Origin of the sequence: Peribacillus sp. NPDC096448 (assembly GCF_044762675.1) — a bacterium.
Taxonomy (GTDB): Bacteria; Bacillota; Bacilli; order Bacillales; family DSM-1321; genus Peribacillus; species Peribacillus frigoritolerans_B.
Genome location: NZ_JBIWEU010000004.1, coordinates 182,681 through 203,293 on the forward strand (window position 1 = coordinate 182,681; position 20,613 = coordinate 203,293).

16 protein-coding genes are annotated in these 20,613 nt (G+C 43.8%); 15 read left to right on the plus strand and 1 reads right to left on the minus strand.

All coding sequences use genetic code 11. The features are described from left to right. Positions 1-146 precede the first annotated feature (146 nt). From ACIQ0C_RS09465 to pyrE, 8 genes are read left to right on the plus strand one after another with little or no spacing between them, the layout of a single operon-like run. The gene (locus ACIQ0C_RS09465; RefSeq protein ID WP_403059232.1) at positions 147-1,082 is read left to right on the plus strand and encodes an aspartate carbamoyltransferase catalytic subunit; all 936 of its coding nucleotides are present in this window, start codon (positions 147-149) and stop codon (positions 1,080-1,082) included. Next, complete coding sequence (locus tag ACIQ0C_RS09470; RefSeq protein WP_403059234.1) at positions 1,045-2,331, plus strand: dihydroorotase; 1,287 nt, start codon at positions 1,045-1,047, stop codon at positions 2,329-2,331. Before ACIQ0C_RS09465 ends, ACIQ0C_RS09470 begins: the two co-directional genes overlap by 38 nt. Further along, positions 2,328-3,434 carry a carbamoyl phosphate synthase small subunit gene (locus ACIQ0C_RS09475; RefSeq protein ID WP_402839647.1) on the plus strand — a complete coding sequence of 369 codons (1,107 nt, stop codon included), beginning with the start codon at positions 2,328-2,330 and terminating at the stop codon, positions 3,432-3,434. The genes ACIQ0C_RS09470 and ACIQ0C_RS09475 overlap by 4 nt, the downstream gene beginning before the upstream one ends. Then, positions 3,413-6,619, plus strand: coding sequence for a carbamoyl-phosphate synthase large subunit (gene carB / locus ACIQ0C_RS09480; RefSeq protein WP_403059236.1), 3,207 nt, complete (start codon positions 3,413-3,415; stop codon positions 6,617-6,619). Before ACIQ0C_RS09475 ends, carB begins: the two co-directional genes overlap by 22 nt. After that, on the plus strand, positions 6,616-7,395 hold the full coding sequence (locus ACIQ0C_RS09485; protein ID WP_048684621.1) for a dihydroorotate dehydrogenase electron transfer subunit: 780 nt from the start codon (positions 6,616-6,618) through the stop codon (positions 7,393-7,395). The genes carB and ACIQ0C_RS09485 overlap by 4 nt, the downstream gene beginning before the upstream one ends. Continuing rightward, on the plus strand, positions 7,392-8,333 hold the full coding sequence (locus ACIQ0C_RS09490; protein ID WP_403059239.1) for a dihydroorotate dehydrogenase: 942 nt from the start codon (positions 7,392-7,394) through the stop codon (positions 8,331-8,333). The genes ACIQ0C_RS09485 and ACIQ0C_RS09490 overlap by 4 nt, the downstream gene beginning before the upstream one ends. Next, positions 8,305-9,021, plus strand: a complete 717-nt coding sequence (gene pyrF / locus ACIQ0C_RS09495; RefSeq protein WP_402839635.1) for an orotidine-5'-phosphate decarboxylase — start codon at positions 8,305-8,307, stop codon at positions 9,019-9,021. The genes ACIQ0C_RS09490 and pyrF overlap by 29 nt, the downstream gene beginning before the upstream one ends. After that, the gene (gene pyrE, locus ACIQ0C_RS09500) at positions 9,015-9,650 is read left to right on the plus strand and encodes an orotate phosphoribosyltransferase (RefSeq protein WP_402839632.1); all 636 of its coding nucleotides are present in this window, start codon (positions 9,015-9,017) and stop codon (positions 9,648-9,650) included. Before pyrF ends, pyrE begins: the two co-directional genes overlap by 7 nt. Before the next feature lie 46 nt (positions 9,651-9,696). On the opposite strand, the gene ACIQ0C_RS09505 is transcribed toward pyrE, so the two are convergent. Further along, a complete protein-coding gene (locus ACIQ0C_RS09505) occupies positions 9,697-11,418 on the minus strand; it encodes an Rqc2 family fibronectin-binding protein (RefSeq protein ID WP_403059241.1) in 1,722 nt (573 codons plus the stop codon). A gap of 412 nt (positions 11,419-11,830) precedes the next feature. On the opposite strand from ACIQ0C_RS09505, the gene ACIQ0C_RS09510 reads away from it, so the two are divergent. The 7 genes from ACIQ0C_RS09510 (at position 11,831) to priA (ending at position 20,538) form a co-directional block, all read left to right on the plus strand. Further along, on the plus strand, positions 11,831-14,509 hold the full coding sequence (locus ACIQ0C_RS09510) for a calcium-translocating P-type ATPase, SERCA-type (protein WP_403059447.1): 2,679 nt from the start codon (positions 11,831-11,833) through the stop codon (positions 14,507-14,509). A gap of 156 nt (positions 14,510-14,665) precedes the next feature. Further along, positions 14,666-15,541, plus strand: coding sequence for a YicC/YloC family endoribonuclease (locus tag ACIQ0C_RS09515; protein WP_402839626.1), 876 nt, complete (start codon positions 14,666-14,668; stop codon positions 15,539-15,541). Positions 15,542-15,594: 53 nt separating this feature from the next. Beyond that, positions 15,595-15,858: an extracellular matrix/biofilm regulator RemA gene (gene remA / locus ACIQ0C_RS09520; RefSeq protein ID WP_034313813.1), complete on the plus strand. Its 264-nt coding sequence runs from the start codon at positions 15,595-15,597 to the stop codon at positions 15,856-15,858. A 10-nt stretch (positions 15,859-15,868) separates the two neighbouring features. Next, positions 15,869-16,483, plus strand: coding sequence for a guanylate kinase (gene gmk / locus ACIQ0C_RS09525; RefSeq protein ID WP_034313809.1), 615 nt, complete (start codon positions 15,869-15,871; stop codon positions 16,481-16,483). 3 nt (positions 16,484-16,486) lie between these two features. Then, positions 16,487-16,690 (plus strand): DNA-directed RNA polymerase subunit omega, encoded by a 204-nt coding sequence (gene rpoZ, locus ACIQ0C_RS09530; protein ID WP_076366615.1) that lies wholly within the window; start codon positions 16,487-16,489, stop codon positions 16,688-16,690. A 221-nt stretch (positions 16,691-16,911) separates the two neighbouring features. Beyond that, entirely contained in the window at positions 16,912-18,120 is a 1,209-nt protein-coding gene (gene coaBC, locus ACIQ0C_RS09535; protein ID WP_402839620.1) for a bifunctional phosphopantothenoylcysteine decarboxylase/phosphopantothenate--cysteine ligase CoaBC, read from the plus strand. A 6-nt stretch (positions 18,121-18,126) separates the two neighbouring features. Continuing rightward, complete coding sequence (priA, locus tag ACIQ0C_RS09540) at positions 18,127-20,538, plus strand: primosomal protein N' (RefSeq protein ID WP_403059243.1); 2,412 nt, start codon at positions 18,127-18,129, stop codon at positions 20,536-20,538. Positions 20,539-20,613 lie beyond the last annotated feature (75 nt).

The following is a 20,613-nucleotide window of genomic DNA, read 5'->3' on the forward strand; positions in this document are numbered from 1 at the left end:
AAAGGGTGTTGCTGTAAAGATGAATGAGAAACGGGATAAAGTGTTAACCATTCCGTGCCCTCCCAATCTTTATGACCTACACCCTGTCCTTATTGGCGGGGTGTTTTTTTATGCCCTGCATCACAAATGTGAAAGGAGCAGGATCGATGAAAAAATTATTGACCATGAATGAATTGACATTAAGTGAAATTGAAAGGATTTTACATGAGGCAGAGTGTTTCGCCAACGGAACTAGCTGGATTCCAAAGCAGTTGACAACCGTTGCCAATCTCTTCTTTGAACCAAGCACACGTACAAAATCAAGCTTTGAAATGGCTGAAAGAAAATTGGGACTCGAGGTGATTCCTTTTGATGCGGGTACATCATCCGTGTTAAAAGGCGAAACCTTATATGACACAGTTAAAACGTTAGAAGCGATAGGCGTAAATGCCTTGATCATCCGACATGAACAGGATAATTATTTTGACGAATTGAATGAGAAAATCGGGATTCCAATAATCAATGCAGGGGATGGCTGCGGAAATCACCCAACCCAATCATTACTGGACTTATTGACGATAAAACAAGAGTTTAAAAGTTTCAAAGGTCTGAAGATTGCGATAATCGGTGATGTGAGGCATAGTCGGGTTGCGAAATCGAATGCAGAAGCATTGACCCGCTTAGGAGCGAATGTCGTATTTTCGGGTCCGCCTGAATGGTTTGACAGAACAAACAGTTTAGGAAGGTATGAAGACATCGACCATGCGGTAGCTACATCGGATGTGGTCATGCTGCTCAGAATACAGCATGAAAGGCATATTGAAAAATACGATCAGGCAAATGGAGATTATCTAAAAAGATTCGGCCTGACCAAACAACGTGAAAAAAATATGAAACCGGATGCGATCATCATGCATCCTGCACCAATAAACCGCGGTGTTGAAATAGACAGTGATTTAGTCGAATGCAGCCGCTCAAGAATTTTTAAACAAATGGAAAATGGCGTGTTCATTAGAATGGCCGTATTAAAAAATGTGCTTGAACAATCCGAAGGGGGAAACATCCATGAAAACAGTAATCAAAAATGGAGTATTGCTAGATAATCAAAACTCATTCATAAAAGCGGACATTGAAATGGAAGGCAAGGTCATCACAAAAATCGGCGAGAACTTGGCGACGGAAAATTGTAAAGTAGTTGACGCTGAAGGGTTGCTTATTACACCAGGACTTGTTGACCTGCATGTCCATTTACGCGAACCGGGCGGTGAACATAAAGAAACAATCGCAAGCGGAACGCTTGCAGCGGCAAGAGGCGGTTTCACAACGGTAGCGGCGATGCCTAATACAAGGCCAGTTCCCGATACAGTGGAAAACCTTGAAGCGCTAAACAGGAAAATTGAAGAAACGGCTCATGTCAGGGTACTCCCATATGCATCCATCACGATTAGGGAAGCAGGCAAGGAGCTGACCGACTTTTCTTCATTAAAACAAACGGGTGCTTTCGCCTTTACGGACGATGGTGTGGGGATTCAAGAAGCAGGGATGATGCTGGAAGCGATGAAACGGGCAGCCGCTCAAGAAATGGCCATAGTTGCTCATTGTGAAGACAATAGCTTAATCAATAAAGGCTCCGTCCATGAAGGAAGATTCTCGAAAGAACAGGGAATCAATGGAATTCCGTCCGTATGTGAAGCTGTACATATTGCCCGGGATATCCTCCTTGCTGAAGCGGCGGATTGCCATTATCACGTTTGCCACATTTCCACGAAGGAATCGGTAAGGACGGTAAGGGATGCCAAACGCGCCGGTATCCGCGTCACAGCCGAAGTTACACCGCATCACTTATTATTGTGTGAAGATGATATACCGGGACTTGATACGAATTATAAAATGAACCCGCCATTAAGGGGCCGTGAAGATCGGGATGCATTGATAGAAGGACTGCTTGACGGAACCATCGATTTTATAGCAACAGACCATGCCCCGCATGCGGCTGAAGAAAAAGCGCAGGGAATGCAGCTGGCCCCTTTCGGAATCGTAGGGTTGGAAACGGCCTTCCCGCTACTTTACACCGAATTGGTTAAAACGGGCGTCATTACTTTAAAGCAATTGATCGATTTCATGACAATCAAACCATCTGAAAGTTTCTCCCTTCCTTATGGAGAGTTAAAAGAAGGTGCTGCTGCGGATATCGTGCTCATCGATTTGGAAACGGAAAAAGAAATTAATGCTGAAGAGTTTGCTTCAAAAGGTAAAAATACACCTTTTAATGAAAAGAAATGTTATGGCTGGCCAGTCATGACGATTGCGGAAGGAAAAATAGCTTGGGAAAAAGGACGTGTTCAAGGATGAAAAGACAGCTAATTTTAGAAGACGGGACAGTATTCCATGGGGAAGCATTCGGTGGGGACGTAGAAAAAATCGGTGAGGTCGTTTTTAACACGGGGATGACGGGATACCAGGAGATTCTATCCGATCCATCGTATTGCGGTCAAATCGTTACACTTACGTACCCATTAATCGGGAACTACGGGATAAACCGTGATGACTTTGAATCCATCAATCCAGCGATAGCAGGATTCGTCGTTAAGGAAACGGCAGAACTTCCTTCCAACTGGCGAAACCAATTATCGCTTGATGAATATCTGAAAATGAAGAACATACCTGGAATAAGCGGAATCGATACGAGAAAGCTGACAAGAATCATCAGGAAATCAGGTGCACTTAAAGGGGCGCTCTGCAATATCAACAAAGATGCAAATGAAGTGGTTTCCCAGTTGAAAGCAACGGTGATACCTTCTAATCAAGTGAAACAGGTTTCAACAAAAGCACCTTATTCCAGTCCGGGCAGAGGCCCGCGGGTAGTCCTTGTAGACTATGGTATGAAGCATGGGATTTTACGTGAGTTGACGAAGCGCGGCTGTGATGTCGTGGTTGTGCCTTATAACGTCACGGCCGAAGAAGTGATGCAATATCATCCGGATGGCGTGATGCTTTCAAACGGTCCTGGAGATCCGAAAAGTGTTCATGAGACGCTTGAAATGATCCGTTCAATCCAAACGCAAGTGCCATTATTCGGAATCTGTTTAGGACATCAATTATTCGCACTTGCAAACGGGGCGGATACGGCAAAATTGAAATTCGGTCATCGAGGTTCGAATCATCCGGTTAGGGACCTTCGTACCGGAAAGGTATCCATCACATCTCAAAATCATGGATATACAGTTGAAGAGCTTTCCATAGAAAGTACAGATCTTATTGTGACGCATACAGCATTGAATGACGATACGATTGAAGGTCTGCGCCATAAAAAGTATCCAGCGTTCACCGTACAATATCACCCGGAAGCATCACCAGGTCCAGAAGATGCCAACTACTTATTCAATGAATTCTTACAAATGATTGAAGCTGCAACCAACAAGGGGGAAAAAACATGCCAAAACGCACTGATATAAAAAGCATCCTAGTAATCGGTTCCGGTCCGATCGTCATCGGACAGGCCGCCGAGTTCGATTATGCAGGAACCCAAGCGTGTATAGCCTTAAAAGAAGAAGGCTATCGAGTGATCCTGATTAACTCTAATCCTGCGACAATCATGACAGACACTGAAATGGCTGACGCGGTTTATATCGAACCGATCACATTGGAATTTGTCAGCAAAATCATTCGTAAAGAGCGCCCGGATGCACTGTTACCTACCTTGGGCGGACAGACTGGCTTGAACATGGCCGTTGAGCTTGCCGAATCAGGAATCCTGGAAGAATGCAATGTCCAGATTCTTGGGACAAAACTATCGGCAATCCAACAAGCGGAAGACCGTGACCTTTTCCGTACGCTAATGAACGATCTTGGGGAACCAGTGCCTGACAGCGACATTATTCATAACTTGGAAGAGGCTTATACATTCGTTGAACGAGTCGGCTATCCGGTCATTGTTCGTCCTGCCTTCACGCTTGGCGGAACAGGCGGTGGGATTTGCGATAACGAAGAGCAGCTGATCGAGATTGTTGAGGGTGGCCTGAAAAGCAGCCCGGTTCACCAATGTCTGCTTGAGAAGAGCATTGCCGGTTTCAAAGAAGTGGAATATGAAGTGATGCGTGATTCCAATGATAATGCAATAGTCGTTTGTAATATGGAAAACTTCGACCCTGTCGGTGTCCATACAGGCGATTCAATAGTGGCCGCACCAAGCCAAACATTAAGTGACAGAGAGTACCAAATGCTTCGTAATACGTCTCTGAAGATTATCCGTGCCCTGAAAATTGAAGGTGGATGTAATGTTCAGCTTGCGCTAGATCCGAACAGCTATCAATATTATGTCATTGAAGTGAACCCAAGGGTCAGCCGTTCATCGGCACTTGCTTCAAAAGCGACTGGATATCCAATTGCAAAGCTTGCAGCAAAGATAGCCGTTGGTTTGACGCTCGATGAAATGATGAACCCTGTCACTGGGAAAACCTATGCCAGCTTTGAACCGGCACTGGACTATGTCGTTACGAAAATTCCGCGCTGGCCTTTCGATAAGTTCGAAAGCGCCAACCGTAGGCTCGGTACCCAAATGAAGGCGACCGGAGAAGTCATGGCAATCGGCCGTACATTTGAGGAATCAATTTTAAAAGCTGTCCGTTCCCTTGAAGCGGGTATATACCATCTTAATTTGAATGACGAGTTTGAGGATGGAAAGATAGAGAAACGGATCCGAAAAGCGGGAGATGAACGGTTATTCTATATCGGTGAAGCGTTAAGAAGGGGAAAAACGATCGAAACCATCCACGAATGGAGCCAGATCGATTTATTCTTCTTGCATAAGTTGAAAAAGATAATCGACTTTGAAAAGCAGCTAAAAGAACATTCTTTTGATTGTGAAGTATTGCAAAAGGCTAAAGAACTAGGGTTTTCTGACAAAACGATCGCAGAAATATGGGGAGTTCCCGAAATTGATGTCTATGAATTCCGGAAACAGCAAGGAATCATCCCTGTTTACAAAATGGTTGATACATGTGCTGCCGAATTCGAATCGGAAACACCGTATTTTTATGGGACATACGAAGATGAGAATGAATCCATCGTTACTGACAAGAAAAGTGTCATTGTCCTGGGATCAGGCCCAATTCGGATCGGGCAAGGAGTAGAGTTTGATTATGCGACCGTACACTCGGTATGGGCCATTAAGGAAGCGGGATATGAAGCGATCATCATCAACAACAATCCCGAAACGGTTTCGACGGATTTCAGTATCTCCGACAAACTTTATTTCGAACCATTGACTATTGAAGATGTCATGCATGTCATCGATTTGGAAAAACCGGAAGGGGTCATCGTCCAGTTTGGCGGACAGACGGCAATCAACCTTGCAGATGGTCTTGTTGAAAGAGGAGTGAAGATCCTTGGTACTTCACTTGAAGACCTGGATAGGGCGGAAAATCGCAATAAATTCGAAAGAGCGCTTAAGGATTTAGGCATTCCTCAGCCAAAGGGTAAAACCGCAACATCGGTTGATGAAGCGATCGTCATCGCTGAAGATATTGGTTACCCGGTTTTAGTAAGGCCATCGTATGTTCTCGGAGGCAGAGCGATGGAAATCGTTTATAAACAAGAAGAATTACTGCATTACATGAAAAATGCCGTGAAAATAAATCCGGATCATCCTGTCCTGATAGACCGCTACTTAACGGGTAAGGAAATCGAAGTAGATGGTATTTCCGATGGTGAAACGGTCGTGATCCCTGGAATCATGGAGCATATCGAACGCGCTGGCGTCCATTCAGGTGATTCAATTGCAGTTTATCCGCCGCAAAACTTAACGGAAAAACAAAAAGAAGTAATCATCGATTATACGACCCGATTGGCAAAAGGCTTGAATATAATTGGTCTCTTGAACATTCAATATGTCATCAGCAATGAAGAAGTGTATGTGATTGAGGTAAATCCACGTTCAAGCCGAACCGTTCCATTCTTAAGTAAAATTACGAATGTGCCGATGGCTAACCTAGCCACGAAGGTCATCTTGGGCCACACGCTTGAAAGCCAAGGTTACAAATCGGGGTTAGTGCCAGAACAAACTGGGGTCTATGTGAAAGTGCCGGTCTTCTCTTTTGCAAAATTAAGAGGTGTGGACATCTCACTCGGACCTGAAATGAAATCGACCGGTGAGGTAATGGGGAAAGATAGCACCCTTGAAAAAGCTTTATATAAAGGGTTGGTCGCTTCCGGTTTCAAGATCAAGGGACATGGTTCGGTGTTATTGACGATATCGGATAAAGATAAGCAAGAAGCGCTTCTTTTAGCAAGGCGTTTCCATAATATCGGCTTCAAGCTGATAGCCACCAGCGGAACTGCTGCCCTATTGGAGCAATCCGGGATCCCGACTGCGATCGTCGGAAAAATTGGCGAAGAAGGTACAAACCTGCTGGATGTCATCCGGAACGGGGAAGCGCAATTTGTCATAAATACTTTGACAAAAGGTAAGCAGCCGGCCCGGGATGGTTTCAGAATCCGACGTGAATCGGTTGAAAATGGAGTGACATGCCTAACATCACTTGATACGGCAGAAGCCATTTTAAGAGTGATAGAATCCATGACCTTCTCGGCAGAAGCAATGGGAAAAACGGAAAAAAGTCGTGAGGTGAGCTATATATGATCAAGAAGGAAAGAATGAAGGTGTTAAATCATAAGGAACTGGCCCCATCCATCTTTGAACTTACCCTGCAAGGTGAATTGGTTTCAGAGATGAATCAACCAGGCCAGTTTGTCCAAGTCAAGACAACAGAAGGCACTGAGCCATTGTTAAGACGCCCGATTTCGATTTCTTCTTACAACAGCAGTGAAAAACAGTTCACGATGATATACCGGGCTGAAGGTAAAGGAACGACGCTGTTATCACAGCGTAAAGAGGCGGAAGCGGTCGATATCCTTGGACCCCTTGGCAACGGATTTCCCGTTCATGAGGCTAAACAGGGCGAAACGGCATTATTGGTTGGCGGCGGGATTGGTGTCCCGCCCCTGTATCAATTATCACAAATGTTGGTTGCGAAAGGTGTTACGGTAATCCATGTATTGGGCTTCCAGACCAAGTCAGCCATTTTTTACGAAAAAGAATTCAGTGAATTAGGTGATACCTATATTGCCACGGTGGATGGTTCATACGGGACAAAAGGATTTGTCACGACTGTAATAGACAATCTGGAGCAAGAGTTTGCAACGATCTTTTCATGCGGGCCTACACCAATGTTAAGAGCCTTGGAAGCGGGCTATCGTGAGAAGAAGCTTTTCCTGTCCCTTGAGGAAAGGATGGGATGCGGCATCGGTGCATGCTTTGCTTGCGTGTGTCATACAGGGGATGATCCAACTGGTTTCAGTTATAAAAAGGTTTGCAGTGATGGACCCGTATTCCGGGCAGGAGAGGTGGTATTATGAGCAGGCTTTCAGTTGAATTACCAGGATTACATTTGAAAAACCCGGTCATGCCAGCATCTGGATGCTTTGGATTCGGCCGTGAATACAGTCAATTTTTCGACTTGGATATTCTTGGGGCGATCATGATCAAAGCGACCACTCCTGAGCCGAGGTTCGGCAACCCGACTCCGCGTGTTGCGGAAACCTCTTCGGGAATGCTGAACGCCATCGGTCTGCAAAATCCAGGTTTAGAAAAGGTCATCAGTGAAGAACTTGACTGGTTAGGTAAGTTTGATGTTCCCATCATCGCCAACGTTGCAGGTTCGCAAATAGATGACTATGTAAAGGTTGCCAAGGAAATAAGCAAGGTGGGGAATGTGAAAGCACTTGAATTGAATATCTCTTGTCCGAATGTAAAAGAAGGAGGCATTGCTTTCGGTACGGTACCGGAAGTTGCCAAAGAGGTAACCAAGGCGGTAAAGGAAGTATCTTCAGTCCCTGTTTATGTGAAGCTTTCACCGAATGTCAGTAATATTGTGGAAATGGCCAAAGCAGTTGAAGATGGCGGGGCCGACGGGTTGACAATGATTAATACATTAGTCGGCATGCGATTGGATTTAAAAACGGGCAAACCGATCCTTTCTAACAGAACGGGTGGATTATCTGGGCCTGCAATAAAACCTGTAGCGCTCCGGATGATTTATGAGGTTAGCCAGCAAGTGTCCATTCCAATAATCGGAATGGGCGGCATCGCCACGGCGGAAGACGTCATTGAATTTTTCTATGCGGGTGCCAGTGCTGTTGCGGTGGGAACCGCGAACTTCGTGGATCCGTTTGTATGCCCGACCATCATCGAAGAATTACCGAAATTATTGGATGAGCTGGGATTTGACCATATTTCAGAATGTATCGGAAGGAGCTGGAAGCAAAATGAAACAGTCACTAATAATCGCTCTTGACTTCCCTGACCTCCTTCAAACGGAGACATTCCTAAAACAGTTCCATTCGGAAAAATTGGCTGTAAAAGTGGGGATGGAATTATTTTATCAGAATGGTCCATCAATAGTTTCTTTCGTAAAGGAGCAAGGCCACGATGTGTTTTTGGACTTGAAGCTTCATGATATTCCAAATACCGTTAAAATGGCCATGACAGGATTGGCAACTTTAGGCGCTGACATGGTCAATGTACATGCGGCGGGTGGACAAAAGATGATGGAAGCAGCAATGGAAGGTCTGGATAAGGGAACGTCCGCTGGTAAAAAACGTCCGTTATGCATAGGGGTTACCCAACTGACGAGCACGTCACAAGAACAAATGAATGCTGAGCAAAACATTGCCGGATCTCTGGAAGATTCGGTCCTCCATTATGCAAAACTTACTAGACAGGCAGGATTGGATGGCGTCGTCTGTTCCACCCATGAAGTAAAGAACATACATGAACGCATCGGTCATGAATTCTTAACCGTCACACCTGGAATCCGAAGTGCAGGTGGACAGACGCATGATCAAAAGAGGATTGCCACGCCTGAACAGGCTAGGGATTTTGGAGCGGATGCCATCGTTGTTGGGAGAGCCATAACGGGGGCGGCAGATCCATTAAGGGCGTATTTGGAAATGAAAGCAGCTTGGGAGGGCATATCATGTTAAATAATAAGATAGCTGAACATCTATTGGAAATAAAAGCAGTGTACCTACAGCCGAATGACCCCTTTACTTGGGCATCTGGAATTCAATCACCCATTTATTGTGACAACCGGTTAACCCTTTCATACCCAGAGGTTCGCAATGAAATTGCGGAAGGATTGAAAGGTTTGATTGAACAGCATTTCCCTGAGGCTGAACTGATTGCAGGCACAGCAACTGCAGGCATTCCGCATGCTGCTTGGGTGAGTGAAAAATTAAATGCACCGATGTGCTATGTTCGATCCAAAGCCAAGGAGCACGGAAAGGGCAATCAAATCGAAGGCCGCGCAGTTCCAGGACAAAAAGTGGTGGTTGTGGAAGACTTGATTTCAACCGGCGGAAGTGTTATTACTGCTGTTAACGCGCTGAAAGAGGCAGGCTGTGATGTTCTTGGAGTCGTTTCGATCTTTACTTACGAATTGGAAAAGGGAAAAGAAAAATTCGAAGCTGAGGGCATTATTAACCATTCGTTGAGTGACTACTCGACTTTGATAAAAGTCGCTAATGAAAAAGGGTACATCACCGCAGAGGAATTGGAAAAGCTAAAAAAATGGCGGGAGAATCCGGCTGATACAGCTTGGATTTCAGCATGAAAATAGAGGCGGCCCAATCACGCACGATTGGGCCGCCTCTATTTTTTTACTCCTTCTCCGCTTCCTTTAAGCGTATGACAGTATCGGCATCCGGTGTAATATAAATGGTCTGCTGATGGTCATAGATCACGAACCCGGGCTTGGAACCGTTCGGTTTCTTAACATGGCGAACTTGTGTGAAATCAACGGGCACTGAACTCGATTGCTTTGCTTTACTGAAGAAAGCTGCTAATACGGCTGCCTCTTTTATCGTTTTTTCACTTGGCGATTCATTTCGAATCACAACATGTGAGCCGGGTATATCTTTCGTATGAAGCCATATTTCATCACGGCGTGCAAACTTATTCGTTAAATAATCATTTTGTTTATTATTCTTCCCGACAAAAATGAGATCTCCGTCTGTAGCATAATATGTTTCAAGCTGCGGTTTTGCATTTGCAGGCTTTTTCATGCCTTTTTTCTTTTTTTGCCTAATGTATCCTTCTTCCTGAAGTTCTTCGCGAATCTCCTCTATATCTCTGGGTGACGCTGATTGGAGCTGCTGATGCAAGGCTTCAAAGTAGGCCAATTCCAATTTTGTTTTATCGATTTGTTCTTGGACGACTCCGACTGCATTTTTGGACTTTTGGTATCTGGAAAAGTATTTTTGTGCATTATCTGATGGGTTTTTTAATGGGTCAAGCGGGATGGTGACCACACTTTGTTCTTCATCATAATAATTGACGACTTCTATTTCCTTCATGCCTTTTTTCATCTGATATAGATTAGCTGTAAGCAGCTCACCGAACAACTGATATTGTTCTCCGCGTTCCGTATCTTTTAATGTACGTTCAAGCTTCCCGATTTTCTTTGAGTTCTTTTCGATTTCATTAGTAATGAAACGTTCTACATCCTGGCTCTTTTGCTTAACCCGATCTCTTTCTGCCTTCCCGAAGTAATAGCGGTCGAGCATTTCGCTCAATGAAGAAAACGTACGTTGATTCCCAGTCAGATGCTCTAGTGAAAGCATATAAAAAACTTCTTTATTTCCATCTTGTTTGATCGTGGCAACATATTTCTGTTCCGAGATTTCTTGGATAATTTTTAAAAAAGCTGTTGGAAGGGTCGTGCTGTTGGCAAGTCCAGCCCGGTAGACGGCTTCCTTTGCAACTAATGGTGAAACTCCTGAAAAATGGGCAACAAGCTGTCGATCCAGCTTTCCTGCATTGAAGTCTATGTTCTTCCTGATATCGTCCTCGGTAGCCTCGAAGGGGTCATTCTTTTCTTGTGCGGGTGGAGCATTATATTCCTGGCCGGGCAATATCGCCCGATAACTGTTAACGGCATGTGAAACATGCTTAATGCTGTCCAAAATCATATTTCGTTCTTTATCGACTAAAACAATGTTGCTATGTCGCCCCATGATTTCGATGATTAACTGCTTTTGAGAGACATCGCCAAGCTCATTGCGGCCCTTCACTTCAAAAATGATCATCCTATCAAGTTCATATTGATAAATATTTTCTATCGTATAACCTTCGAGGTGCTTCCTAAGAAGCATGCAGAACATGGGTGCCTCTTTGGGATTTTCATAACTTTCTTCGGTCATTTGAACCCTCGAATAACTTGGGTGGGCTGATAATAAGAGCTTATGGTTCTTACCTCCAGCACGAACAACCAGTATTACTTCATTTTTATAAGGCTGATGTACCTTATTGATTCGTCCACCTTTTAATAAAGAAGCGATTTCTTCCGTCATCGCCTTCGTAAATAATCCATCAAATGACATTCTATTTTTACTTCCTTTACATAAGATTTTCTAAGAACTCATTTTTGCCGGGCGTTATAAATTGATCGGGGCTGCCCATTTTAGTTAATCACAATTTTTAGCGAACTGGTTGAAAGCAGGAGTTGCAGTTCAGTGAATGGATTCTTTTTTTATTTCCTGATATTTTTTCAAAATTGGTCCATTCATCATGATTACAGTTCGTTCATTCAAAAAATTAACCGGATCGTTCTTCTTTCCGCAATTCTGTTTAATTATAGCATTATTTTGGACGAGTCTGAATAATCATGGAAGAAGAGCAGGTTGTTTTATGTATCGGTAAGCAGGCAGGTGTTGGGTGAGTAAAGCAAAAAGCGCCTGTTGAGATGTATACAGGAGCCTATTTCATTCTATTCAAAGGGATGTGTGATACTTGATGGAGTTTAGGGAAATGAATAATCAAGAAATGGAGAAAGCGCTTCAAACAAACGTTACACACGGTTTGGACGATGATGAAGTAAAGGACAGGCTGCGAAAGAATGGTTTTAACGAATTGAAGGAAGGAGAAAAACAGTCAGCCATTCTTTTATTTTTCGCCCAATTCAAAGATTTCATGGTCATTGTTTTACTTGCCGCGACATTGGTCTCCGGGATATTGGGTGAATATATCGATGCGATTGCCATCATGGCGATTGTTTTTTTGAATGGATTACTTGGTTTTTTTCAAGAACGGAAGGCAGAAAAATCCTTGGATGCCTTAAAGGAAATGGCTGCACCTCAAGTTAACGTGCTTCGAGATGGCCAGTGGCTGAAAATCCCATCGAGAGAAGTTGTTGTAGGGGATATCCTGAAGTTTTCGAGCGGTGACCGTATTGGTGCCGATTTACGGATCATCGACCATTCAAGCCTTGAAATAGAAGAGTCGGCACTTACCGGCGAGTCACTCCCGGCCGTTAAATGTTCTGATCCATTGATGAATGAGGTTGAAGGTATCGGTGATCAGGAAAATATGGCGTTTATGGGAACGATGGTGACAAGAGGGAATGGAGTCGGAATCGTAATCGCTACAGGAATGAATACGGCGATGGGGAAGATTGCGGATCTCCTGCAGACCGCAGAAACAAAAGAAACACCGCTTCAACGGAGGTTGGAGCAGCTGGGAAAAATTTTGATCGTCACGGCTTTAATATTAACTGTAATCGTGGTCCTGACTGGTGTCATTCAAGGACATGACCTTTATACGATGTTTTTAGCCGGGGTATCTTTGGCAGTTGCGGCGATTCCGGAAGGCCTGCCGGCCATTGTGACCGTAGCCTTGTCTTTAGGTGTTCAGCGTATGATCAAACAAAAAGCGATTGTCCGTAAACTTCCTGCCGTAGAAACGCTTGGCTGTGCAACGGTGATTTGCTCAGATAAGACAGGTACACTGACACAAAACAAAATGACGGTGACGAAGGTTTGGAGTGGGGGGAAAACTTGGGATGTCGGTGGTTCTGGTTACAATCCGGTCGGAGAGTTTTCTTTAGAAGGAGTTTCAGTTGCCCCGAAAAACCATAATGCCTTGCTTCAAATAATTACATTCGGCATGCTCTGTAATAAAGCTGAGTTAAAGGAGAATGGTAAACAATATATTTTAGACGGTGATCCGACAGAAGGGGCGATGTTGGTCGCGGCAATGAAAGCGGGATTGACGAGGGAACACCTATCTAAGAGGTTTACGATAGTGAAGGAGTTTCCATTTGACTCTAGCCGCAAAATGATGAGTGTCATAGTGAAGGATGATAAAGATAATCATTTCGTTATCGTAAAAGGTGCCCCGGACGTATTGATCGCCCAGTCCGACACGATTCTTTGGGAAGGAAGGTCGGAAATATTAAATCGGGAGAGTAAGGAAAGGGTGCAACAGGACATGAATGGGCTTGCATCGCAGGCACTTAGAATGATTGCTGTGGGTTATAAACCTCTTTCAAAAGGAACGATTTTGCTGCATGAAACCGAAGCAGAGCGCAATTTGACCTTCATGGGACTGCAGGGCATGATCGATCCCCCGCGTCCGGAGGTGAAGCAGGCAGTTAAGGAATGCCGGGATGCCGGGATCAAAACTGTCATGATTACAGGCGACCATGTTATAACCGCAAAGGCAATTGCTAAAGACCTCGGAATTTTAAAAGGAAAAGACCGTGTACTTGAAGGACGGCAATTGGCGGACATGGAAGTCGGGGAACTTGAGGAAGTTGTTGAAAGTGTTTCGGTATTTGCCCGCGTTTCCCCGGAACATAAGTTAAAAATCGTAAAAGCCTTGCAAAATAAAGGGCATGTTGTTGCGATGACAGGGGATGGTGTCAATGATGCCCCTGCGATAAAATCAGCCGATATTGGTATATCCATGGGCATCACGGGGACTGATGTCGCTAAGGAAGCTTCTTCCTTGATATTGGTTGACGATAATTTTGCCACAATTAAATCAGCCATAAATGAAGGCAGGAATATTTATGAAAATATCAGGAAGTTCATCCGTTATCTGCTAGCATCCAATGTTGGGGAGATTTTGGTCATGTTTTTTGCGATGCTATGTGCCTTGCCATTACCTTTGATACCAATCCAGATCTTATTCGTGAACCTTGTAACTGACGGACTGCCTGCGATGGCATTGGGCCTGGATTCCGCAGAAGAAGATGTAATGAAAAGAAATCCAAGAAATGCTAATGAAGGTGTTTTTGGAAGAGGGCTTGGCTGGAAGATCATCTCACGTGGTTTTCTGATCGGGGTTTCTACATTGATTGCATTTTATGTTGTATATCGTGCAAATCCGGATAACCTTGCTTATGCACAAACGATTGCGTTCGTTACCTTGGTCCTGGCTCAGCTTATACATGTATTCGATTGCCGAAGTGAACGTTCGATCTTCTCGAGAAATCCATTCGGTAACCTTTATCTAGTGGGGGCGGTGATATCCTCCCTATTATTGATGGTAGCCGTCATGTATGTGCAGCCTTTACAAACAATCTTTCATACCGTACCGATTTCGGGCAGGGATTGGTTATTAGTAATAGGAATGGCATCCATTCCAACTTTTTTACTGGCTGGAACCTTTTTAGCAAGAAAAGCACAATGATATATGATATAATCTTTAAGGTGGTAGAGTCTTGCTCTATTGCCTTTTTATTTTTGTAGTATTTTATTTGTGAGCTAAAGTTTTTGTTCTTTAGCTAATATATAATGAATGTTTAAGGCCAAATTACTACATTATGTTTTGATAGGATGTGGAACCATGGTTACCAGTATGACGGGCTATGGAAGAGAAGAAGCGGAAAACGAACAGGTTAGGGTTTTTGCTGAAATCAAGACCGTGAACCATCGTTTTTGTGAATATATGATTCGAATGCCGCGCCAGCTTTTGGTTTTGGAAGAAAAGGTGAAGAAGAAGGCGAATCAATACATAAGAAGGGGACGGGTGGAAATCTTCATTACAGTCGAAGGTGAGAGCCTTGTTTCCAAAAAGGTGAAGATCGATTGGGATCTTGCTGATCAATATGTGGGATTGATGGATGAAGTCAAGGGAAAATACAATCTGGAAAGTTCAATTACATTACAGGATATGCTGCAACTTGAATCGATTTTCATGACGGAAGAAGTACCCGCTGTTCCTGACGATTTGGAATCCCTGTTAATGAAGGCTGTCACGGGGGCATTGGAAAATTTGAAAAAAATGCGGAATCTGGAAGGTCAAGAACTTGCCTTGGACATGAAACGCCAGCTTGAAAAGTTTGGTGAGATTGTAGCAGGGGTCAAGATGCATGCACCTTCAGTCGTCGAAAAATATAAAGCCCGGTTGGAAATCAAACTGGGCGAGTTGACTGATGGATTGATAGAAGATAGCCGCATTGTGACAGAAGCGGCAATTTTTGCTGATAAATGTGATATAAATGAAGAACTGACCAGACTCGATAGCCATGTACAGCAATTTTCAAGGACCCTTACCCATAGTGAACCAATTGGAAGGAAACTTGACTTCCTTGTTCAGGAAATGAATAGGGAAGTCAATACGATTGGATCAAAGGCAAATGATTCGGCCATTACCAAAGAAGTGGTGGAAATGAAAAGTTTGCTTGAAAAATTAAAGGAACAGGTTCAAAATATCGAGTAGTCGGTTTATGATGAACCTAACAAGGTGACAATAGATATGAATGGGGGACAAAAATGTCAATTAAGCTCATTAATATTGGTTTTGGGAATATCGTTTCCGCGAACCGGATTGTATCCATCGTGAGCCCTGAATCGGCTCCGATCAAAAGGATCATCCAAGACGCCCGAGATCGCGGATCCTTAATAGATGCTACATATGGTAGAAGAACTAGGGCCGTTATAATTACAGACAGCGACCATGTTATCTTATCTGCCGTTCAACCGGAAACGGTTGCCGCACGGCTTCAAGATAGAGATGACAGCGTAGAAGAGGGGTAACTGAAACAATATGAGAGAAAAAGGTTTATTAATCGTTTTGTCCGGACCATCCGGTGTTGGTAAAGGAACTGTTAGGAAGGCGATTTTTTCTCAGCCAGGAACGGCATTCGAATATTCAATTTCGATGACGACAAGGCTGCCTCGCCATGGTGAAGTGGACGGAGTGGACTATTTCTTCAAAAAACGCGAGGAATTCGAAGCACTGATCGAAGAAGGCAAATTGCTGGAATATGCTGAGTTCGTCGGTAATTATTATGGAACACCCGTGGATTATGTCCGTGAAACAATCGATTCCGGAAAAGATGTATTTCTGGAAATAGAAGTTCAAGGAGCTAAACAGGTCCGGGAGAAATTCCCTGAAGGACTTTTCATTTTCCTTGCTCCTCCGAGTTTGACTGAACTCGAAAGCCGCATCGTTACTCGCGGAACCGAGACGGAGGAAGCGATAAAAGGCCGGATGAAAGTGGCCAAGGAAGAAATAGAACTTATGGATCTGTACGATTATGTTGTTGAAAATGATCATGTGGATGCAGCATGTGCTAGAATTAATGCAATTGTAATTGCCGAGCATTGCCGTCGGGAAAGAGTTGCAGTTTTATATAAAAAAATGTTGGAGGCGGAATAAATCATGTTATATCCATCAATTGATTCTCTATTACTAAAAATCGATTCTAAATACTCACTTGTATCGGTGGCAGCTAAACGCGCCAGGGAAATGCAAATTAAAGATAATTGCCTTGTAAAACCGGTTTCCCATAAAGCGGTAGGTCGTGCCCTTGAAGAAATTCATTCCGGTAAATTGACTTACGATAATTCTTACGAGGAAAACTAAGAGAACACAGAGCTTGACCTATCGGGCCTGACACCCTAAAGCAAACAGGAGCGTTACATTTGGAAAGTGCTTCCTTCCTGCGGCCAAGGTGTCAGGCCTGTTTGTTTTGATTTTTTTAAATTAATGGGGGAATACATTGGTTATTGCGCATTTCAAATGAAATTTCTTCGGTTTTCCGTCATAATTAGAAAAAATAGAATGTACAGTTAGGGGAAATTTGCATGCTTATCGATAAAAAAGTACTTCTTTGTGTCACCGGCGGGATTGCTGTATATAAGGCTGCTGCCCTGACAAGTAAATTAACTCAGGAAGGTGCTCATGTTAAAGTGATCATGAGTGAATCGGCACGTAAGTTCGTGACGCCGCTCACCTTTCAAGCACTTTCGAGAAATGATGTGTACACAGATACTTTTGATGAGAAGGATTCTTCAGTCATTGCCCACATCGACTTGGCTGATTGGGCTGATATCATCCTTTTGGCTCCAGCTACAGCCAATGTCATCGGCAAAGTAGCCAATGGAATCGCGGATGATATGATTACTACCACACTATTGGCAACGGAAGCACCTGTTTGGGTTGCGCCGGCAATGAACGTGCACATGTACGCGCATCCAGCGGTTCAGAAAAATATGGAGACACTTCGGTCGTTTGGATACCAATTCATTGAACCAGGTGAAGGGTATTTGGCCTGCGGATATGTAGGAAAAGGGCGATTGGAGGAACCTGAAACAATCGTAGAACACCTTAATCGATATTTCGGTGAACGCAAATCACAGCAACAGCCTCTTAAAGGAAAGAAATATTTGATAACGGCAGGACCGACACGTGAAGCGATTGATCCGGTGCGTTACGTGACGAATCATTCCAGCGGCAAAATGGGCTATGCCCTTGCCGAAGAGGCAATTGAAATGGGCGCTGAGGTGACTTTGATTACTGGCCCAGTGAACTTGACGCCACCTCCCGAGGCTAGAGTAATACCAGTGGAATCAGCAGCAGATATGTATGATGCGGTATTTGATCAGTTCGATACCATTGACGTTGTAATCATGACGGCTGCAGTGGCGGACTATAAACCGAAGATTTATCATACTCAAAAGATGAAAAAGCAGCCAGGGGAAAATGTGATTGAATTTGAACGGACAAAGGATATCCTTAAGGAACTCGGTGAAAATAAAACTCATCAGATTTTGGTTGGCTTTGCGGCTGAAACGAACAACGTTGAAGAATACGCAAGAGGAAAACTAGTCAAAAAGAATGCAGATATGATCGTTGCCAATAATGTTACCGTCGCAGGAGCAGGATTTGGAACGGATACGAACATCGTGACCATTTACGATAAAAATGGAAGTGCGACCGAACTTCCAAAAATGAGTAAAGCGGATATAGCTAAAAGCATCCTGGCAGAAGTATCTCGCATGCAAAAGGAATGATATCTTATGGATATAGCATCCGTCATCGTGGATGTACCTGCTAAACAAACGGATCGAGAATTCGACTATCGCATCCCTGAAAAGTGGAACCAAGTCATCAAGCCCGGAATGAGAGTCATCGTCCCATTCGGTCCAAGAATGGTGCAGGGGTTCGTCACAGGTTTAAAAGCTAAAAGCGATTTTGCGAAATTGCGCTTTATAAAGGAACCAATGGATTTGGAGCCCATCCTTAATGATGAATTGCTTCAGCTCGGTGACTGGTTGACCAAAAAGGCGATGTGTTTTAAAATTTCAGCGCTACAGGCCATGCTTCCGGCAGCGATGAAAGCAAAGTATGAAAAAGTTATTAAAGTCGTTGAAGATAAAGAGGATCAGCTCCCTCCCTTCATTCAAAACCTTTTCGGAAAAAATGATTCAATATCTTGGAAAGATGTGATTGAAGGGGAGAATGCCTCCCTCTTCCAAAAGGAAATGCAAAATGGCAATCTTGAGCTCGTATATAATGTGAAAAACCGACTTAACAAGAAGACGGTCCGTGTCATTAAATCTTTGCTTTCCCCTAAGGAACTGAAAGAAATGGCATCAGCCATATCCAGCCATGCAAAAAAACAACAGGAACTCCTTCAATACTTTATTGAACATCAAGAACCCATTCCGTTAAAAGAATTGCTTGAATTGATGAACACATCAAGCGGTACCGTCAAATCCCTAGTGTCAAAAGGGGCCTTGGCTGAAATGGATCAAGAAATATACCGTGATCCTTATGAGAACCGTGTGTTCGAAAAATCCATTCCCTTTACACTAACAGCTGAACAAACAGCTGCATTGAAGCCTATCCAAGAGAAAATACATCATGATGAACATGATGTATTCCTTCTATATGGTGTAACCGGCAGCGGGAAGACGGAAGTGTATCTGCAGGCAATTGCCTCTGTCATTGAAAAAGGGAAGGAAGCCATCATGCTTGTACCTGAAATCTCCTTAACGCCACAGACGGTGAAGAGGTTTAAGGAACGATTTGGGGAGCAGGTAGCTGTCTTGCATAGCGGTTTATCCGTAGGTGAAAAATATGATGAATGGCGGAAAATTCACCGTAAAGAAGTAAAAGTGGTGGTGGGGGCGCGTTCCGCCGTGTTTGCTCCTTTTGAAAACCTGGGTCTGGTCATCATTGATGAAGAGCATGAATCCAGTTATAAGCAAGAAGAAACGCCAAGGTACCACGCGAGGGATGTTGCCATCGAAAGAGCAAAATCATATGGTTGCCCGGTTATTCTTGGCAGCGCCACACCTACACTTGAATCTTTTGCGCGAGCCAAGAAAAATGTCTATAAATTATTGACCCTTAGCCAGAGGATGAATAATAATGCGTTGCCAGCAGTGGATATTGTAGATATGAGGGAAGAACTAAGAACTGGAAATCGTTCCATGTTTTCGGAGCTGCTCTTCACCAAGCTGAAAGACCGGCTTGATAAGGGGGAGCAAACAGTCCTGATGCTAAATAAAAGGGGGCATTCTTCCTTTGTGATGTGCCGAAGCTGCGGATTGGTCATCAACTGCCCTAATTGTGACATTTCACTCACATATCATCGCTTTAATGATATAATGAAATGCCATTATTGTGGGTTTGAAGAGGGAATGCCTTCCGTTTGCCCTGAATGTGAAAGTGAACATATAAGGTTCTTCGGAACAGGCACTCAAAAGGTTGAAGAAGAACTTGCAAAAATCCTCCCGGAAGCAAGGGTCATACGAATGGATGTTGACACGACGAGTAAGAAGGGTTCACATGAGCGATTGCTGAATGCCTTTGGTGAAGGAAAGGCCGATATATTGCTAGGTACCCAAATGATAGCCAAGGGTCTTGATTTTCCTAATATCACTCTTGTTGGAGTCCTTTCAGCCGATACAATGCTGCATCTACCTGATTTCCGTTCTTCGGAAAAGACATTTCAGCTGCTGACACAGGTCAGCGGAAGGGCGGGACGTCATCAGCTTCCGGGTGAAGTGGTCATCCAAACCTATACGCCTGAACACTATAGCATCGAGCTTTCTGCCCTGCAGGATTATGATGCTTTTTATGAACGGGAGATGCATCTAAGGAGGCAAAGTCATTACCCTCCATATTATTATGTTGTCCTTATAACCGTTTCACATGAAGACTTAATGAAGACGGTGAGTGTTACTGAGAAAATCACCAATTATTTAGGCTCGCGATTGAATCGGGATTCTATCGTACTAGGTCCGGTTGCTTCGCCCATTAGTCGAATCAACAATAGATATCGCTATCAATGTCTGATAAAATACAAACGAGAGCCGGACCTGAATCAGCATTTACGCACACTTTTAGAGCATTACCAAAAAGAAACCGCTCAGAATCATCTGCAGATTTCAATAGATTTAAATCCACAGATCATGATGTAATTATTTAAGAGATGGATGATTACCGCGAGCTGTTACAGCTTGCGTTTTTATATAATGAAGTGTTGTTTTTCATAT

Bases quoted from the DNA above. Each gene is read 5' to 3' on its own strand.
- ACIQ0C_RS09465 (WP_403059232.1), top strand. From the start codon at position 147: ATGAAAAAATTATTGACCATGAATGAATTGACATTAAGTGAAATTGAA.
- ACIQ0C_RS09470 (WP_403059234.1), top strand. From the start codon at position 1,045: ATGAAAACAGTAATCAAAAATGGAGTATTGCTAGATAATCAAAACTCA.
- ACIQ0C_RS09475 (WP_402839647.1), top strand. From the start codon at position 2,328: ATGAAAAGACAGCTAATTTTAGAAGACGGGACAGTATTCCATGGGGAA.
- carB (WP_403059236.1), top strand. From the start codon at position 3,413: ATGCCAAAACGCACTGATATAAAAAGCATCCTAGTAATCGGTTCCGGT.
- ACIQ0C_RS09485 (WP_048684621.1), top strand. From the start codon at position 6,616: ATGATCAAGAAGGAAAGAATGAAGGTGTTAAATCATAAGGAACTGGCC.
- ACIQ0C_RS09490 (WP_403059239.1), top strand. From the start codon at position 7,392: ATGAGCAGGCTTTCAGTTGAATTACCAGGATTACATTTGAAAAACCCG.
- pyrF (WP_402839635.1), top strand. From the start codon at position 8,305: ATGAAACAGTCACTAATAATCGCTCTTGACTTCCCTGACCTCCTTCAA.
- pyrE (WP_402839632.1), top strand. From the start codon at position 9,015: ATGTTAAATAATAAGATAGCTGAACATCTATTGGAAATAAAAGCAGTG.
- ACIQ0C_RS09505 (WP_403059241.1), bottom strand. From the start codon at position 11,418: ATGTCATTTGATGGATTATTTACGAAGGCGATGACGGAAGAAATCGCT.
- ACIQ0C_RS09510 (WP_403059447.1), top strand. From the start codon at position 11,831: ATGGAGTTTAGGGAAATGAATAATCAAGAAATGGAGAAAGCGCTTCAA.
- ACIQ0C_RS09515 (WP_402839626.1), top strand. From the start codon at position 14,666: ATGGTTACCAGTATGACGGGCTATGGAAGAGAAGAAGCGGAAAACGAA.
- remA (WP_034313813.1), top strand. From the start codon at position 15,595: ATGTCAATTAAGCTCATTAATATTGGTTTTGGGAATATCGTTTCCGCG.
- gmk (WP_034313809.1), top strand. From the start codon at position 15,869: ATGAGAGAAAAAGGTTTATTAATCGTTTTGTCCGGACCATCCGGTGTT.
- rpoZ (WP_076366615.1), top strand. From the start codon at position 16,487: ATGTTATATCCATCAATTGATTCTCTATTACTAAAAATCGATTCTAAA.
- coaBC (WP_402839620.1), top strand. From the start codon at position 16,912: ATGCTTATCGATAAAAAAGTACTTCTTTGTGTCACCGGCGGGATTGCT.
- priA (WP_403059243.1), top strand. From the start codon at position 18,127: ATGGATATAGCATCCGTCATCGTGGATGTACCTGCTAAACAAACGGAT.